This window comes from Streptomyces sp. NPDC126499 (assembly GCF_040302485.1).
In the GTDB taxonomy this organism is placed as follows: Bacteria; Actinomycetota; Actinomycetes; order Streptomycetales; family Streptomycetaceae; genus Streptomyces.
This window is the reverse complement of sequence record NZ_JBEOUO010000021.1, coordinates 65,073-82,155: the sequence shown is the minus strand read 5'-3', so window position 1 is coordinate 82,155 and position 17,083 is coordinate 65,073. Positions and strand designations below refer to the sequence as shown.

The 17,083-nt window shown below is 75.5% G+C and carries 13 protein-coding genes; 9 read left to right on the top strand and 4 right to left on the bottom strand.

Annotation, left to right across the window (positions count from 1 at the left end; all coding sequences use genetic code 11):
- The first annotated feature begins 30 nt into the window (after nt 1-30).
- From amiA to ABTZ91_RS26545, 7 genes are all read left to right on the top strand, one after another.
- Nucleotides 31-144, top strand: coding sequence for a streptamidine family RiPP (gene amiA, locus ABTZ91_RS26575; RefSeq protein ID WP_241270818.1), 114 nt, complete (start codon nt 31-33; stop codon nt 142-144).
- Between the two features lie 114 nt (nt 145-258).
- Nucleotides 259-1,146 carry a hypothetical protein gene (locus tag ABTZ91_RS26570; RefSeq protein WP_352079757.1) on the top strand — a complete coding sequence of 296 codons (888 nt, stop codon included), beginning with the start codon at nt 259-261 and terminating at the stop codon, nt 1,144-1,146.
- A complete protein-coding gene (locus ABTZ91_RS26565; RefSeq protein WP_352079756.1) occupies nt 1,143-2,657 on the top strand; it encodes a CocE/NonD family hydrolase in 1,515 nt (504 codons plus the stop codon). The genes ABTZ91_RS26570 and ABTZ91_RS26565 overlap by 4 nt, the downstream gene beginning before the upstream one ends.
- Nucleotides 2,654-4,033 (top strand): YcaO-like family protein, encoded by a 1,380-nt coding sequence (locus ABTZ91_RS26560; protein ID WP_352079755.1) that lies wholly within the window; start codon nt 2,654-2,656, stop codon nt 4,031-4,033. The genes ABTZ91_RS26565 and ABTZ91_RS26560 overlap by 4 nt, the downstream gene beginning before the upstream one ends.
- An 8-nt stretch (nt 4,034-4,041) precedes the next feature.
- Entirely contained in the window at nt 4,042-5,853 is a 1,812-nt protein-coding gene (locus ABTZ91_RS26555) for a nitroreductase (RefSeq protein WP_352079754.1), read from the top strand.
- Nucleotides 5,850-7,598, top strand: a complete 1,749-nt coding sequence (locus tag ABTZ91_RS26550) for an ATP-binding cassette domain-containing protein (RefSeq protein ID WP_352079753.1) — start codon at nt 5,850-5,852, stop codon at nt 7,596-7,598. Before ABTZ91_RS26555 ends, ABTZ91_RS26550 begins: the two co-directional genes overlap by 4 nt.
- A complete protein-coding gene (locus ABTZ91_RS26545; protein ID WP_352079752.1) occupies nt 7,595-9,439 on the top strand; it encodes an ABC transporter ATP-binding protein in 1,845 nt (614 codons plus the stop codon). The genes ABTZ91_RS26550 and ABTZ91_RS26545 overlap by 4 nt, the downstream gene beginning before the upstream one ends.
- Before the next feature lie 32 nt (nt 9,440-9,471).
- On the opposite strand, the gene ABTZ91_RS26540 is transcribed toward ABTZ91_RS26545, so the two are convergent.
- The 4 genes from ABTZ91_RS26540 to ABTZ91_RS26525 form a co-directional block, all read right to left on the bottom strand.
- Nucleotides 9,472-10,758, bottom strand: coding sequence for an ATP-grasp domain-containing protein (locus ABTZ91_RS26540; protein WP_352079751.1), 1,287 nt, complete (start codon nt 10,756-10,758; stop codon nt 9,472-9,474).
- Nucleotides 10,759-10,790: 32 nt separating this feature from the next.
- Entirely contained in the window at nt 10,791-12,020 is a 1,230-nt protein-coding gene (gene rocD / locus ABTZ91_RS26535) for an ornithine--oxo-acid transaminase (protein ID WP_352079750.1), read from the bottom strand.
- Nucleotides 12,021-12,045: 25 nt separating this feature from the next.
- A complete protein-coding gene (locus ABTZ91_RS26530) occupies nt 12,046-13,311 on the bottom strand; it encodes an ATP-grasp domain-containing protein (RefSeq protein WP_352079749.1) in 1,266 nt (421 codons plus the stop codon).
- A 169-nt stretch (nt 13,312-13,480) separates the two neighbouring features.
- The gene (locus tag ABTZ91_RS26525; RefSeq protein WP_352079748.1) at nt 13,481-14,521 is read right to left on the bottom strand and encodes an inosamine-phosphate amidinotransferase 1; all 1,041 of its coding nucleotides are present in this window, start codon (nt 14,519-14,521) and stop codon (nt 13,481-13,483) included.
- 378 nt (nt 14,522-14,899) lie between these two features.
- Between ABTZ91_RS26525 and ABTZ91_RS26520 the strand changes: the two genes are divergently transcribed.
- Nucleotides 14,900-16,342 (top strand): vanadium-dependent haloperoxidase, encoded by a 1,443-nt coding sequence (locus ABTZ91_RS26520; protein ID WP_352079747.1) that lies wholly within the window; start codon nt 14,900-14,902, stop codon nt 16,340-16,342.
- Between the two features lie 165 nt (nt 16,343-16,507).
- On the top strand, nt 16,508-17,044 hold the full coding sequence (locus ABTZ91_RS26515) for a hypothetical protein (RefSeq protein ID WP_352079746.1): 537 nt from the start codon (nt 16,508-16,510) through the stop codon (nt 17,042-17,044).
- The last annotated feature ends 39 nt before the right edge of the window (nt 17,045-17,083 follow it).

The window sequence follows — 17,083 nt, the reverse complement described above, 5'->3', positions numbered from 1 at the left end:
CCGCATCTCCCTTACGAACAAGGAGAGTTCATGGACAACGAGCAGGTCTTCGCCCCGATCGCCGACCCCGGCCAGCTGGCCCACGACTCGGCCTCCCACTCCAACGCCCTCGTCGAGAACCCCTTCGAGGACACCGAGGAGTAAGCGAGGGCTCACACCCTCGACCGTGGGCCCGCCCGTTGCCTTCCGGGCGGGCCCACGCCCATCCCGCCCCTCTCTCGCCAGCCCTCCGATCAGCCCTCTCGTCAGGAGAACGCCGTGTCCCGCAGCCGGCTCGTACCCGGTGTCGAAGTCGTCGCCGTGCCCGGGCGAGGCCTCGCCCTCCGCACCGCCGAAGGGGAGTTCCTCGGCGTCAGGACCCGAGACGCGGACGAGCGCGCCCTGCTCTCCCTGCTCTCCGGCGCCGGAGCCGACAGCGAGCCCGGTGCCGGCGCCGATGCCGCCCCGGCCCCGCCCGACGAGGAACTGCTCCGTGTCGTACGGGCCTTCGAGGACGCCGGCTACCTGGCGGAGGAGCCCCCGACTCGGCAGTGGCCCGCCGCCCGCCGGGACATCAGGCTCCTCGGCGCCCCGGCCCTGACCCGGCCGCTGGCCGCCCACCTGACGGCCCTGGGCGCCGAGCCGCGTACGACCCCCGCCGTGACCGCCACCGGAGTCGCCCCCGGCATCCGCGACCTCCTCGACGAGGACCCCGCCGCCGTGGTCTGGTGCCTCGACGGCCCCGTACCCGACGGACTGTGGGACGCCGCCGACCGGCTGCCCGGCCACGGCGTCGCCTGGCTGCGCTGCCACCGCGAGGGCTGGCAGGCGTACGTCGAACCCCTCGCCGCCGCCCCCGGCGACGTCACCTCGGCCCACGTCCGCGCCCGCCGCCTGGCCGCCACCCCCGCCCACCGCGAACTGGCCGCCTACTGGAGCGGGCCCCGGACCTCCGGCGCACCCGTCCCGCTCACCCTGCCCGCCGCCGCGCTCCTCGCGGCCCTCCTCGCCGACGACCTCACCCGGTGGGCCACCGGCGCCCCCGACCCGGCCGGCCTGCCCGCACGGCGCCGGCTCCGACGCGTCGACCTGCGCACGCTGACCGTCACCGAACACCCCGTCCTGCCGGTCCCCGACGTCGCGCCGATGCCGAGGAAGACCGGATGACCTCCCCGCACGCCGCCACGACGGTCGAGGGCCTGGCCACGGACGTCTGCCTGCCCGACGGCACCGGGCCCTACCCCGCCATCCTCGTCCGCACCCCCTACGACCGCACCCGGCACCTGGCCGAGGCGCGCGGCTGGGCCCGCCGGGGATTCGCCGCCGTCGTGCAGGACGTGCGGGGCCGCCACGCCTCGCCGGGGGAGTGGCGCCCGTACGAGAACGAGACCGCCGACGGGGCGGCGACCGCCCGCTGGATCCGGCGGCAGCCCTGGAGCGACGGACGGATCGTCGCCGCCGGCGCCTCCTACGCCGCCCACTGCGCCCTCGTCCTCGCCCTCGGCCCCGAGGCGGACACGGACGCCCGGCCGGACGCCGTCATCGCCGCCGTACCCGCCCTCGGCCCCGCCGAGACGGCCCGCGAACCCTCCGGCCCCGAACGGCTCCTGGCCCGCGCCGGCTGGTGGGCCGCCCACGGCGACCGCCCCGACTCCGACGAGGACGCCCTCGCGAAGGCCCTCGCCGCCGACCCCGGCCTGCTCGCCCACCTCCCGCTCACCGGCCTGCCCGAGCGGCTCGGCCGGCACCTGCCCTCCTGGGCCGGGCTGTGGCGGCACCGCGAGCGCGGCCGGCTCCCCGCGCGCGCCGCCCACGCCGGCCTGCCCCTGCTCGCCGTCGGCGGCCACCACGACCACTTCACCGAGGACACCCTCGCGCTCTGGCACACCTGGGGCGGCCCCTCGGCCCGACTCCTCCTCGGCCCCTGGGGACACGGCCTCGCCGCCGCGCCCGGACCCGACGCCGGCCCCGCGCACCGGGTCGTCCTCGGCGAGCTGTACGCCCGGTGGGCGCGCCGCGCCCTGGCCGGCGACCTCACGCCCGGCCGCCACGGCGCGCTGGCGCTGGGCGGCGCCGACCTGTGGCTGCCCGCGGCCACCGAGGGCGAACCGCGCCCGCTGCCGCTGCGGCCCCTGCACGGCGCCGTCTTCACCGCCGACCCCGACCGTCCCGTACGCTCCGACGACCTCACCGTGCCCACCGGCGAACCCGCCGACCGCTGTCTGCTCGTCACCGCACCGCTGCCGCGCCCGCTCGACGTCGTCGGGACCGTACGGGTCCGGATGCGGGCCACCGCCGACACCCCGTACGCCGACTGGGCCGTACGACTCGTCGCCCTCACCCCGCAGGGGCGCGCCGAACGGCTCGCCGTCGGCGTCCTGCGGCGCAGCGGGGCACCTGCGGGCCCGGCGGACCCGCAGGAGACCGAGGGCGGGTTCACCGTCGAACTCGGGCGGCTCGCACGCCGGTTGCGGGCCGGCACCCGCCTCCGGATCGAGATCGCCGGACACCACTTCCCGGCGCACGCCCGCAACCCCCACACCGGCGAGGACCCCGTCACGGCCGGACGGCTGCTCGCCTCCCGGCGGGAGGTCGACCCGACGAGCGTGACGCTGACCCTGCCCGTCCTCCCCTCCCGACCCACGCCCACCGATCCCGCCAAGGAGATCCTGCGATGACGGCGCTGCCGCTGGAAGCACTCGTCGACCCCGTCTGCGGCATCGTCCGCAAGGTCAAGCCCGTCGAGCACCCCGCGGGCGCCCCGCCCCGCTACACCGCGCTCACCGCCGAGATATCCGACGCCCGCAGACTCGGTCTGTGGCCCGCCGACCGGGTCTCCCTCGGCACCACCTTCGGCGACCCCGAACAGGCCAGGATCGCCGCCATAGCCGAGGGGATAGAGCGCTACTGCGGCAACCGGGTGCCGCCGCCCGGCCACCCCGACGCCCCCCTGCGCGCCACCGCCGCCGAACTCGCCGAGAAGGGCCTGCGGCTGTACGGGCCGGGCGACCTGCCCGCGTACGCGACCTGGCAGTACGAGCGGGAGAAGTTCCCCTACCGCCGTCTCACCGCCGACACCCCGTCCCTGTGGACGCGCGGCACCGAGCGGCTGCCCGGCGGCGGGACGGCGGAGGTCTGGGCGCCCGTCGCCCTCACCCACCTCAACTGGCGCCAGGGCGAGCTGCGGGAGCTGCCCCGCACCCACCATCTCAACTACGCGGGCATCGCCACCGGGCAGGGACTCGACGACGCCGTCGAACGTGGCCTGCTCGAGATCGTCGAGCGCGACGCCCTGGAACTGTGGTGGCACCTCGACGGACCCACCCGCGGCATCGACCCGGCCGGCGTGCCCGGCCTCCTCGACGACCTGGCCGGATCGGCCCTCGACGTCCACCTCGTCGAGATGCCGTCGGAGTTCGCCCCCTGCATGGCCGCGCTCGTCCACGACCCGCGGCTCGGCCTGTACGCGGCCGGGTTCGCCTGCAAGTACGACCCGGCCGAGGCCGCCCGCAAGGCCGTGCTCGAAGCGGTCCACACCTGGGTCTTCACCCAGGGCCTGACCGACCCCGACGGCTGGGTCTTCCAGGCCGTCGAGGCCGGTCTGCTCGCCCGCGGGCTCTACCTGGACCACCGCCCCGACGGCCGCTACCTCGACGCGTGCGGGGAGCGGTTCGAGCACGTACGGGACCTGGGCGCGCACGTCCAGGTGTGGCTGGACGAACGGATGGCCGCCGAGGCGCGCAGGTTCACCGAACCCGCCCACGGCATGGTGTCCATCGACGCGGTCGAGCCCGGCAGCCGCGAACGGCTGGAGCGCGCGCTGCACGCCGGCGGCCACCGCGTGATGACCTTCGACCTCACCACCGAGGACGTCGCCGAAACCTCCCTGCGGGTCGCCCGGGTCCTCGTCTCCGGACTCCTCCCCAACGCGCCCGCCGCCTTCGGCTACTTCGGCTGCCCCCGGCTCGGCGAGGCGGCCGTCCGGCGGGGCTGGCGCACGGAACTGCCGGTCGCGCCGGAGGACTTCACCCTGGCGCCCCCGCCGCACATGTGAGGACGACCGTGGAACACCTCGCCGAGGACCACCCGGCGGACCCGACCGCCGCCCTCGCCCTCGCCCGCTCCGCCCGGCGCCCCGGCCCGGACACACCCGCCGGCCGGCCCGTCCCGGCCTGGCCCGGACCACCGCGCCCGCTCCCCGGGCCCGGCCCCGCCGACCTCGACCTGGGGGCCCTGCTGCGCCTGTCCCTGGCCGCCACGGACGCCTCCGGCCGCCTGCGGCCCACCCCGTCCGCCGGCGCGCTGCACCCCGTGGACACCACCCTCGTCGTCGGCGCCGGCTGCTCCCTGCCCCCCGGCCGCTACGGCTACGACCCCCTGCGCCACCGCGTCCACCACCTCGGCCCCCAGCCCGCCGGCACACCCCCGGGCCTGACCGCCGAACTGTCCGTCACCCCCCGCCGCACCACCTCCCACTACGGCCACCGCGCCTGGCCCCTGCTCCTCCTCGACACCGGCCACGCCGCCGCCGCCCTCTTCCTGGCGGCCGGTGCGGTGGGCACGGGGACGCCCGAGGCCCGCCTCGACGGCCGTACGGAGCGGCCCCTGGCGACGGTCCACATCCCGCCGCCGGGCGGTGGCGGCAGCGAGCCGTGGGGTGGCCCGCCGGCGGGCGGGGGCGGGCGGTCCGGCGGTCCTGTGGACGGCTCGGACCGCAGGCCGGGCGGGCCTCGGCCGGTCCCGGACCACCGATCCGCCGGTGCTCCGGCGGGCACGGGTCCGCGGTGGGGCGGTCCGGTGTCCGGCCCGGACGCCCGGTCCTCGGGCCGTCCGGGCGGCCCGGAGCGGCCGCACGACGGCGCTTCGCCCGGTCTGCACCGGCGGGACGACGGCTTTCCGCCCGGCCCGGGCGGCCGGTCCGGCGGCCCCTCGGGCACGCCCGGCCACCGGCCCGGCGGCCCCGCCCGCGCTCGGACGTCCGCCGACGGCCCCTCTTCCGCGTCCCCTTCCCTCCTCGCCTTCACGCCCACGGCCGAGGAACTGCTCGCCCGGCGCAGTGACCCGCCGCCGCTCCATGGCGCGCCGGCACCCGAGGTGCTTCACGCCGTCCTCGTCGCGGCCGAACGCGCGGGAGGGGACGAGCTGCGCTGGTGCGTCGCCGTCGGGGGAGAGCGGCCGGGGCTGCTGGAGGCGGACGCCGAGGGGGCCGGCCTGCGGCGCTGGGCCGCAGGGGAGGCGCGGCCCGCGCTGGCGGCCTGGGCCGCGGGGCAGGGGTGGATCGCGGACGCGGGCGCCGTCCTGCTCGCTCGCGGGTGTCCCTCCGACGCCGACGGCCCGCACATCCGCCGCGCCCACCTGCGGGCCGGGTTCGCCGTGCACCTCGCCCACGTCACCGCCCGGCGCCTCGGGCTCGCCGCCCGGCCCGTGGGGTCCTGGCAGCAGGCGGACCTCGGCGCCGCGCTCGGCGCCGCACCGGGCCAGGAGTGGATCGTCCACGGACTGGCCCTCGGCACCGGCACCGGCAGCCACGCTGGCCCCCGCACCGGCACGGGCACCGGCACCCGCACGGGCACGGGCAGCCGCAGCGGCACTGGCACCGGCTCCCGGACCGGCACCGGCACCCGCGCCGACGCCGGCAGCCGCAGCGGCACTGGCACTGGCACCCGGTCCGGCACCGGCACCCGCGCCGACGCCGGCAGCCGCAGCGGCACTGGCACTGGCACCCGGACCGCCACCGACAGCCGCACCGGCACCGGCACCCGCGCCAACAGGGGCAGCCGCAGCGGCATTGGCACCGGCAGCCGCGCTGGCACCCGGACCGCCACCGGCAGCCGCACCGGCACCCTCCACGCCGACGAGGAGAACACCACGTGATCGTCCACCCCGAGCTCCGCCGCGCCGCCCGCCGTGCCCGGCGTCCCCTGCTCACCGCCACCGTCCTGCAAGGCGCCGTCACCCTCACCCACCTGACGCAGGCGGCCCTGCTCGCCCTCGCCCTCGCCCGGCTCGCCGCCGGGCACACGGCACAGCTGCCGTGGCTGCTCGCCGCCGTGCTCGCCGTCGTCGCCGCCCGCACCGGCCTCGGCACCTGGCAGCGGCGCACCGCGACCCGGGCCGGGGCCGAGGTCAGGGTCGGCCTGCGGGACGAACTCCTCGCGCATCTGGGACGGTTGGGGCCCGCGCATCTGACGACCGCGCGCGCCGGAGCCGTCCGTACCACCCTCGTCGACGGGGTAGAAGGCGTCGACGCCTACGTGTCCCGCTATCTGCCCCAGCTCCTCATCACCCTGACCGTGCCGCCCCTCGTACTCACCGCCCTGGCCGTGGTCGAACCGGCGGCGCTGCTCGGCCTCGTCCCCGCCCTGCTGCTCGCCCTGTTCGGCCCGCGTGCCTGGGACCGGCTGCTCGCCGCGCGCGGCAAGGAGCACTGGGACACGTACGAAGGACTGGGCGCGGACTACCTGGAAGCCCTGCAGGGCATGGCCGCGCTGCGGGCCGCCGGCGCGGTCGGCCGCACCCGGCAACGCCTGGAGGAGCGCTCGGCGGCCCTGCACCGGGCGACCGTGGCGAAACTGCGCGTCTCCCTGGTCGACACCGGCATCACCGACCTCGCCATCCAGGGCGGCACCGCCGCCGCCGCGCTCCTGGCCTGCTGGTCGGCCGTGACCGGATCGACCACCGCCACCGGCACCTACCTGGTGCTGCTCCTGGCCTCCGAGTGCTTCCGGCCGGTCCGCGACCTCGCGCGCGAGTGGCACGCCGGCTACCTGGGCGTGTCGGCCGCCGACGGGATCGCGGCCCTGCGCACCGCCGAGCCGGCCGTCCGCGAGACCGAAGAGGCCCCCGACGCCCCCGCGCACTGGCCGGCCCCGCCCGAACTCCGCTTCGAGAACGTCCGGTTCACCTACGACGGCGCCACGGAGCCGACCCTCCGTGGTGTCTCCTTCACCGCACCGGCGGGCCGCACCACCGCGATCGTCGGCCCGTCCGGCGCGGGCAAGTCCACCCTCCTCGCCCTGCTGCTGCGCCACCACGACCCGGAGGCCGGCCGGATCACCCTCGACGGGCGCGGCACCACCGAGCACTCCCTCGACGCGCTGCGCCAGGGCGTCGCCGTGGTCTCGCAGGACACCTACCTTTTCCACGCCACCGTCGCCGACAACCTGCGGATGGCCCGGCCGGACGCCACGGACGACGAGCTGACGGCGGCGGCCCGCGCCGCCGGCGTCCACGACGAGATCGCCGCCCTTCCCGAGGGCTACGCCACCGTCCTCGGCGAGCGCGGCGACACCCTGTCCGGCGGTCAGCGGCAGCGGCTCGCGCTCGCCCGTGCCCTCCTCGCGGACGCCCCGGTGCTCGTCCTCGACGAGGCGACGAGCGCGGTCGACGAACGCCGCGAGGCGGACATCGTCCGCGAACTGCTGAACGCCGCCGGCCACCGCACCGTCCTGGTGATCGCGCACCGGCTCGCCGCCGTCCGGCACGCCGACCGCATCGTCGTCATCGACGGAGGACGGGTGGACGCCGTCGGCGACCACTCCGGCCTGGTCGACGCCGGAGGCGTCTACGCGCGACTCGTCGAGGCCGGCCGCACCCACCCAGGAGAACTCGCCGCATGAGCGACACCAACGCCACCCGGGGCACGCAGGCCCCGCGCACCACCGCCACCCGGGCCACGGACGCCCCGCCCGCCGGCGCCACCGCCACCCGGGCCACCGACGCCCCGCCCGCCGAAGCCCTCCCGCCCGAGCGGGGTGCCCTGCGCGCCCTGCTTCCCGCACTCGCCGGGCACCGCGCCATGACGGCCCGCACCTGCGTCGCCGCGCTCCTCGAACAGGGCTCCCTCGTCGCCCTCGTGACCCTGGCGGCGCACACCGTGGGAACGGCCGTCATCGAGGGCGGCGCCCCCTCGGCCGGCACCGTCACCGCGCTCGTCGCCCTGGTCCTCGTACGGGCGCTGACGACCTGGCGCGAGATGGACCTCTCGCACGACCTGGCCTACCGGGTCCTCGCCGCGTTGCGCGTACGGGTCTTCGACGGGCTCGCCCGCAGCGCGCCCGCCCGGGTCGCGGGCCGGCGCAGCGGGGACCTTGCCGCCACCGCCATGGCCGACGTGGAGGCACTGGAGTTCTTCTACGCCCACACCACCGCCCAGCTGCTGGCCTCGGGAACGGTCCTGGCCGGCGGGACGGCGGTGCTCGCCGCCGTGGAGCCCTGGCTCCTCGCGGCCGTCCTGCCGGTGGCGGCGCTGCTCGCCGCGGCGCCCTTCGCCGAGGCGCGCGGGCGCGCCGGGCGCGGCGCCCGCACCCGGGCGGCCGTCGCGACGCTGTCGGCCGACACCGTGGAGACCGTGGACGGGCTGCGGGAGCTGCTCGCGTTCGGCGCCCTCGCCGGGCGCCGGCGCCGCCTCGCGGAGCGCGGCCGGCAGGTGGGCGAGGCCCAGCGCGCCGAGGCCACCTGGGAGGCCGGGGCCGCCGCGCTCCGCGACCTGCTCATCGTGGCGGCGCTGCTCGGCGTGGTCGTCGCGGCGGCCCAGTCGCTGACCGCGGGGCGGCTGCACGGCGCGTGGGTTCCCGCGGCGATGGCGCTCGCCCTGGCCGTCCTCGGCCCCGTCGCGGAGTCCGCCCGGTCCCTCAGCCAGGCGGTGTCCCTGCGGGCCGCCGCCTCCCGCGTCAAAGCGGCCGTCGACGCGCCCGCACTCGCCCCGCCGCCCGCCGTGCCCCGCTCCCTTCCGCCCGGCCCGCTGGGCGTCCGCCTGGACCGGGTGAGCTTCGACTACGGCGCAGGGCCCGTGCTCGACGGAGTCGAGCTGACCGTCCCCGCCGGGCAGACGCTCGCCCTGGTCGGCGCCTCGGGCGCCGGCAAGTCGACCTGTGCCCATCTGCTCGCCCGCTTCTGGGACCCGTCCGGGGGCCGGGTCCAGCTGCTGCCCGCCGACGGGGACCCCGTCGACCTGCGGGAGCTCGACGACGCCGAACTGCGGGGCGCCGTCGCCCTGGTGGGGCAGGAGACGCCCCTCTTCCACGGCACCCTCGCCGAGAACCTGCGGCTCGCCGCCCCCGCCGCCGACGACGACCTCCTCGCCGAGACGGCCCGCCGGTGCGACGTCGACCGGATCGCGCCGCTGGACACCCCGGTCGGTGAGCGCGGCGCCACCCTCTCCGGCGGCCAGCGGGCCCGCATCGCCCTCGCCCGCGCGCTGCTCGCCCGGCCGAGGGTGCTGATCCTGGACGAGTCCACCGCGCACCTGGACAACACGAGCGACGCCCGGCTCGCCGCCGCACTCCGGCAGGAAGGCCGCACCACGATCGTCATCGCCCACCGCCGCGCCACCATCCGCCGGGCGGACCGCATCGCGGTCCTCGAAGCCGGGCGCATCGCCGAGGAGGGCACCTGGGAGGAGCTCACCGCCCGCCCCGACAGCGCCCTGAACCGCAGCCTCGCCCACCTCCCGTCCTGAGTGTCCCTCAGGACGGAGGCGGACAGGCCGGGTTACGCGACGGGCTCGGTGCGGATCCGGACGGCCGCGGCCAGCCGCTTGCTGTGCGCGATCGCCTCGGCGGTGTCGGCGCCGCGCGCCACCACGTAACCGCCGATGTCCTCGTTCCAGGTCAGCGGTGACACCATGTCGCCCGGCTCCACCATCAGCCGGAGGTCCACGAACGCCGGGTCCGCGCGCACGGCGTCGACACCGGTCACCTCCACCACCCGGCCGGGCTCGGGGATCAGCGCCTGGAGGGCCGCGGCGCCGCGCGGCTCGGGCGACTCGGCCAGCGGCTCCAGCAGGCCGAGCCCGGCCGCCAGCGCGTGGCGCTCCATGTCGACGCCGTAGACGAGCTCGGCGATCTCGTTGAGCGCGTAACCGCCGACGCGGTTGTGCGACTCGATGATCCGCGGGCCGCGCGGGGTCAGCTTGACCTCGGTGTGGGCCGGTCCGTCGCGCAGTCCGACCGCGTCGAGGAACTCCCGTACCAGGCCGATGGCCTCGCGCACCTGCTCCGGCGGGTGGGCGCTGGGCTGCCACAGCCCGATCTCCGCGAAACCGGTGCGGCCGAAGTCGGCGAAGCCGGTGCCGCCGAGTTCGCGGTCGGTCGTCGCGACGACCACGTGCCGGCCGTCGAAGCTCAGCGTCTCCACGCTGAACTCCGGGCCCTCCAGATACTCCTCCATCAGGAACTCGTCGAAGGAGTCGGCGAAGGCCACGTCGCCCGGGGCCCACTCCTTGTCGCTCAGGGTCCGGTACCGCTCGGCGACGGCGTCCACCTCGCTCTCGTCGCGGACGCAGAACACCGCCAGGCTGCCCGACTCGCGGACCGGCTTGACGATGATCGGGAGCCCGTGGGCGGCGACGAAGTCCCGTACGTCCTCGGTGGAACGGCCGACCGCGGAGGCCACCGGGCTGATGCCCTTCGCGGCCAGGTGCCCGCGCATCCGCGCCTTGTCGAGCAGCAGTTCCACCGTGTCGAGGGACTCGCCGGCCAGGCCGAGCTCCTCGTTGATCCGCGCCGTCGGCAGCAGCGCGAACTCGGTCAGCGTCACCGCCTTCGCGAACGGGTACACCTCGTGCAGCGCCCGTACCATCGGCAGCAGCCGGTCGATGTCGCAGTAGTCGACGAGCAGCGCCTGGTCGACGTAGGGCCAGTGCTCGCGGTCGTACGCGTCGGGATGCTGGACGTACACCACGTCCAGGCCGAGCTCGCGGGCCTTGCGGACCTGCTTCAGCCGGCCGCCGACGACCAGCACGCGCGGCCGGCCGGAGGGTGCGACGGGGTCGGTCACCGTGGCTCCTTGTCTCACGCGGGCGAGATCCGTCATCCCAGCACGTCGGCGATCGCGTCGATGCCGGAGTCGAGCTCGTCACGCGTGATCACCAGCGGCGGCGACACCCGCAGGTTCTCGTCGGCCACCTTGCACAGCAGCCCGCGCTCCAGCAGTGCCTCGGACACCGCGCGTCCCTTCGGCCGGCCCTCGGCGATCCGCACGTTGGCCCACAGACCGCGGCCGCGGACCTCCGCGACGCTGTCCAGCTCGTCCAGCCGGGCGTGCAGATACGCGCCGAGCTCGCGCGACCGCTCCTGGAACTCACCGGTCGCGAGCAGCCGCACCGCCGCCCTGCCCACGGCGCAGGCCAGCGGGTTGCCGCCGAAGGTCGAGCCGTGCTCGCCGGGCTTCAGCACCCCGATGACGTCGGCCCGCCCGGCCACCGCGGACACCGGCATCAGACCGCCGCTCAGCGCCTTGCCGAGGGTGTACAGGTCCGCGCGGACGCCCTCGTGGTCCAGCGCGAGGGTCGCGCCGGTACGGGCCAGGCCGGACTGGACCTCGTCGGCGACCAGCAAGGTGCCCGTGTCGTCGCAGAGCCGGCGGACCTCCGCGAAGTAGCCCTTCGGCGGGACGACCACGCCGGCCTCGGCCTGGATCGGTTCGAGCAGGACCGCCGCCGTGTTCGGGCCGACCGCCTCGCGCAGCGCGTCGATGTCGCCGTACGGCACCACGCGGAAGCCCGGGGTGTACGGGCCGAAGCCGTCGTGGACGGTCGCGTCGGTGGAGAACGAGACGATCGTCGTCGTCCGTCCGTGGAAGTTCGATCCGGCGACCACGATCTCGGCGGCACCGTCCGGCACGCCCTTGACCCGGTAGGCCCACTTCCGGGCGATCTTCACGGCCGAATCGACCGCCTCGCCGCCGGAGTTGGAGGGCAGCACCCGCTCGGTGCCGGTCAGCTCGGCCAGTTCGCGGCAGAACAGCGCGAACTGGTCGTGGTGGAACATCCGGCTGGTCAGCGTCAGCCGGTCGAGCTGCGCCTTGGCCGCGGCGACGATGTCGGGGTGCCGGTGGCCGAAGTTGAGCGCGGAGTACCCGGCGAGGAAGTCGAGGTAGCGCCGGCCGTTCAGGTCGGTCACCCAGGCGCCCTCCCCGTGGCTGAGCACCACGGGCAGCGGGACGTAGTCGTCGGCGCCCCAGCGCTCGGCGAGGGCGATGTAGTCCTCGGTGGAGCTGGTGGACGCGGTGGACGCGGTGGAGGTGACGTCCGTAGTCATAGCGACACTCCTTGGGCGGGGTCCCTCAGCGGGAGCCGTTGTCGTAGAGAAAGTCACGTTCGAACGCGCGCAGCCGCTCGTAGTCGGCGCGGACCTGATCCGGATCGTCGGAGATCAGATACACATAGCCCGGCCAGGTCGCGACATCGACCGTCCGCGGCATCGGCTGCCCCGCCGGATGCGCCAGCACGGTGTGCGCGTAGGACGGCAGCGCCCGCACCGGGGCCATCGCCTCGTGGGACGGGACCACGCCGTCGTCCCTCGGGTTGATGAGCGCCACGAAACGGGGGTGCCGCAGCAGCCGGTACGCCGTGGTGGGCAGGCGGTCGAATACCTCGGGTCGCGCCACGGACAGGGCGAGGAGGTCCACCTGGTTGACGCCGAAGCAGTCGGTGACGATCTCCGGGATCTGGCCGCCGCCGGTGCGGGCCCCGCACTCGACGAGCACCGGCCCCCTGGCCGTGAGCATGATCTCCGTGTGGGCGGCCCCGTTGTGGATCTCCAGGGCGTCGAGCACCTGGTGGGCGTAGGCCTCGAGGCGCCGGGCGACCGGGTCGTCCGGCGCCAGCGGCTCGTCGTAGTCGTAGATGAAGTCGCCGCCGGGGACCCGGCGTTTGTGGTAGCGCCAGATCTCGACCGTGTGGTGCCGGCCTGCGCGGCTGACCGTGTTGACGTAGTACTCGTCGCCGGCGAGGAACTCCTGCGCGAGGACGACGGTGTTGGCCATGCCGTGCCGGTCGGTGCTCGCCATGATCTTCGCGTGCGCGGCCCGGATCTGCTCCGGGGACGCGCAGGCCGTCACGTTGTCCGTGCTGGAGCTGGACACCGGCTTCACGACCACCGGATAGCCCGTGGCCGACTCGGCCCACGCGACGATCTCGTCCGCGTCGGACGAGACGATGGTGGCCGCGTGCGCGAGCCCGGCGTCACGCAGGGCGAGCACCATGTCGTGCTTGTTGCGGCGGGCCGCCGGCCGGCTCATCCCGTTGCCGGGCGTGCCCAGTTCGGCGGAGAGCCGGTCGGCCAGCTCCACGCCCGACTCCGTACCGGGGATCACATGGCCGACGCCGTGCTTGCGCAGCACCGACGCGGTGGCCGCGAGGTCGCCGTCGTGCCGGATGTCGTCCACGAAGCCGTCGGCCTCGAAGGGCATGTGCACGTCGGGGTGCTGCGAGTGGACGTGGACGCACTCGATGCCGTGCCGGAGCAGCGCGGCCGGCAGGAAGCGCCCTGTCGAGCGGCAGTCCACGATCGCCACTCGTGTCGTACCCGCGCGGGAGCCGGTCACCATCGTCAGCCACTTCCCTTGTGAGTCGGATCTGAGTCGGAAACACCGCCGCCGCCGCGCGGCGCGGACACGGACGGCCGGGCGTCCGCCGGCGCGCGGCGCGGGCACGGGCGGCCGGCCGTCCGCCGATGCGCGGGGCACCGGCGGAGAGGCCGGGAGGGGGCGCTCGGCGCTACCGGTAGGTGGCGAGCTCGCCGGTGCGGCGCACGTCGAGCGTCACGCAGTGGAAACCGCCGCCGAGCGAGCGGGCGTGGGTGAGCTGCGCCGGGATGCACTCGACGCCATGGCTCTCCAGCACCCGGATGAGGTCGACCTGCCGCTTGTCCACGATGACCTTGCTGGGGCCGACGGTCAGGAAGTTCATCCCGATCCAGACCGAGCCGCGCGGGTGCGGGCCGACGAAGCCCTGGTCCACCAGCTCCGGGCACTCGATCCGGTCCCAGCCGCGCAGGAAGTCGGGCATGTTGGAGTCGTTGACCCGGGACGGGTTCACCAGGACCAGGCCGGGCCGCAGCGGCGCGATGGTGGAGTCGATGTGCGTGGAGGTGTAGATGCCCGGGCAGGCGTGCACGGTGTACTCGCTGCCGAGCGCCGCCTGCAGCCAGCGCGCACCGAGCATGTTGCCGCTGTCCGAGACCTGGTAGAGCACGTCCGTACCGAACTTGAGCACATTGGCCGCGTCGAAGACCGGCTCCAGGTTCTTCAGCCGCTCCCCGGGCGGCGCCGACGGCTCGTACATGTCGTCGGTCAGCTGGGGCTTGGGCGCGGAGATCCACCGCGTCCCGCTCTCCAGGTACTCCACGAACAGGTCCTTGTACGCGAAGCCTTCGAGCCACCGCGACCGCAGCACCATCGGCGACTCGATGAGCGTGTTGCCGACCGCGAGGAAGCCGTCTCGGGGGCAGTAGTCGTGGAAGCCGTCCGTGCTCCAGTCCGGGGTGGACACGACCGCCTTGTGGTCGCGCCCGCCGGGCCGCCGCACCTTCACGCCGAGACCGGTGAGGATGTCCACCAGCTCTTCGAGCTCGGCCTCGGTCTCCTCGACCACGTGGGCGGGGTACGGGCCGGGGACGATCTCCTGCGGGTCGTCGATGTCCCCGTACTCCGCGGCGAGCAGACTCCGGTCGGTCATCGGCACCCGCGCCCCTGCGATGGTCCCCACGACGATCTCTTCGAGCGGATCCCACTCGGTGTACACATCCACCAGGCTCATCGGGTTGTCCCTCCCATGCCGGGCGCCGCCGACGCGGCGCCAGTCAGCCGTTCGAACACCGCCGCCAAGACTGGCACGGGCCGCGCCCCGGCCGGGTAAGCGAAGTGCGCACCCGCGGGCGAGCGAGGTAAACGCCAGACGTCCCCGCGGACGGGCTCGTCGCGGACGCGGCCGGGCCCGGCTGTCCCTCCCAGACCCCCGCTCCCGCGCGCACGGATCCTCTGGTCCGAACCTTTTCGGTCATGTGCCCGCCCGGGGCCCGCCATTCCGCCCGGGGCCTTCTTCACCCGCTCCCCTCCGGCCGCGGCGAGCGGACAGCATCTGGCCCGCCACCGGACGCGTGGCGAACGGCAGTCCGCGACCACGAGGAGCAGCACCATGACCCCCACCTCCCCCTCCGCACGGCGGCGGATCCCGCGCCGCCTCAGGGCCGTCCTCGCGGCGGGCGCCGTCCTGGCGACCGCCGGGACGCTGCTCACCGGGGCGCCGCAGGCCGCCCAGGCCGCCCCGGCGGCCCTGCCGCCGCAGACCATCAAGGACCCGGTCCACTACTGGAACGACGTGCTGCTCCAGATCGTCCGGCGCGAGGGAGGCGGCCCCGGCCCGATGGCGCGCGCCGCGGCGATGCTCAACGCCGCGATGTACGACGCCGAGAGCTCGTACCAGCTCAAGTGGAAGGGCCGGATCACCTCGGAGCCGTACCTCCACGCCGAGAAGTACGCCGGCTGGTTCGAGGGCCCCGACGAGGAGGAGCGGGTCGTCGGGCGCACCGCGTACAACATCCTGCTGAGGCTGTACGGGAAGAACCAGACCGCGTTCCTCGACGCGCGCTTCCGGGAGCGGTTCGGCACCGAGCCGACCGACTTCGACCTCCTCGACGCCACCGTCGTCGACAAGATGGTGACGCAGATGACGGCCGCCCGGAACGGCGACGGGTCGGACGACGACCGGGTGTACGCCGGTGACCCCGCCCCCGGCGCCTGGCGGCCCACCAGCTACCCCGACATGCAGGACCCCGGCTGCGCCCGGCACAGCCAGGCCGTCACCCCGTACTGGGGGCTGGTCAAGCCGTTCGCGCTCACCTCCGGCTCGCAGTTCCGGCCGCCGACGCCCGGCCTCTACGGCACGTACGACAAGCTCCTGGCGAGCGACGCCTACAAGGCGCAGGTGGAGGCGGTCCGCAGGGCCGGCGCCGACCGGCCGACCGCGAAGACGCCCGTGATCGAGCGCACCGCCGACCAGGAGGCCGCCGCCTGGTTCTGGGCCAACGACAACGACGGCACGTACAAGCCGCCGGGCCAGCTGCTCCAGGCCACCCGCGAGATCGCGACGGCACGCGGCCTCACCACCTACCAGAACGCACGGCTGTTCGCGCTCGTGTCGATCGCGATGGCCGACGCCGGGATCGCCGTCCGGGACGTGAAGTTCCTGACCCCCATCGACCTGTGGCGCCCGGTCTCCGCGATCCGCGAGGGCGGTCTCGACCCCGAGTGGAAGCCCCTGCTGAAGAACCCCGCCGGGGTCAACGTCACCCCCTGCTTCCCGGCGTGGACGTCCGGGCACGCCACCTTCGGCGCGGCGTGGGCGGGGACCATGAAGAGGTACTTCGGCTCGGACGCCATCGCCTTCGACATCACCACCGACGAGCCGCGGTCCCCGGTGAAGTCCCGCCACTTCACCAGCTTCAGCGCCGCCGCGCGGGAGGACGCCTACAGCAGGGTCTGGCTCGGCGTCCACTTCCCGTGGGACGCCGAGGACGGCCTGACGCTCGGCGACAAGATCGCCCACCACGTCTTCACCACGAAGCTGCGCACACTCTGAGCATCCACCCGGCCCGGTGACGCGGGGACTCCCGTCCCGGGCCGGGGGCGCGGACTCCCGCTCCCGGTCCGGCACGGCCCCTCTCCTGGCGTGCGGCCCCCGCCCCTCACCTGGCCCCGCCCGTCGCGGTAGGCTCCCCTGATTTCACGATCACGGGGGGAAGCCATGTTCACATCCTCGGTGCGGAGCACCGTCGTCGCCGTCGTCGCCCTGGCCGCGCTGTCGGTCTCCTGCGGGACGGACCCGGACGCCGCTCCGCCGGTCGACCGGCAGCAGGCCGCCACCGGCGGCGTCGCCACGGTGCCCACCTCCGCCGCGGACGCCGCCGAGGCCGCCGCCGAGGACGAAGCGTCGGCCGGCGTCACCCCGGCACCCACCACCCCGGACGTGGTGCCGCCCGAGCGCGTCCGCGACGCGTTCGCGGGCCTCCAGGCCACCCTGGACGACGCCTGCACCCCGGGCAACTGCGCCTACTTCCTCGGCCGGGTCCACGACGAACTGCACCGCCTGGACCGGGCGATGAAGGCGGATCCCAAGGGCGCCGCGCACTTCGACCGGCCGATCGAGCTGATCGCGAAGCTCGACGCCGAACTCGGCGGCGACCGGTCCTTCGAGAACCTGAAGCGGCACCAGACACTCCTCGTCGGGACCCGCGACCGGATCAACACCTGGATGCAGGGCCACCCCGACGACTACCGCTGACCGGGAGCGCACCTGGCGAGCCGGCGAGACGAAGGCGGC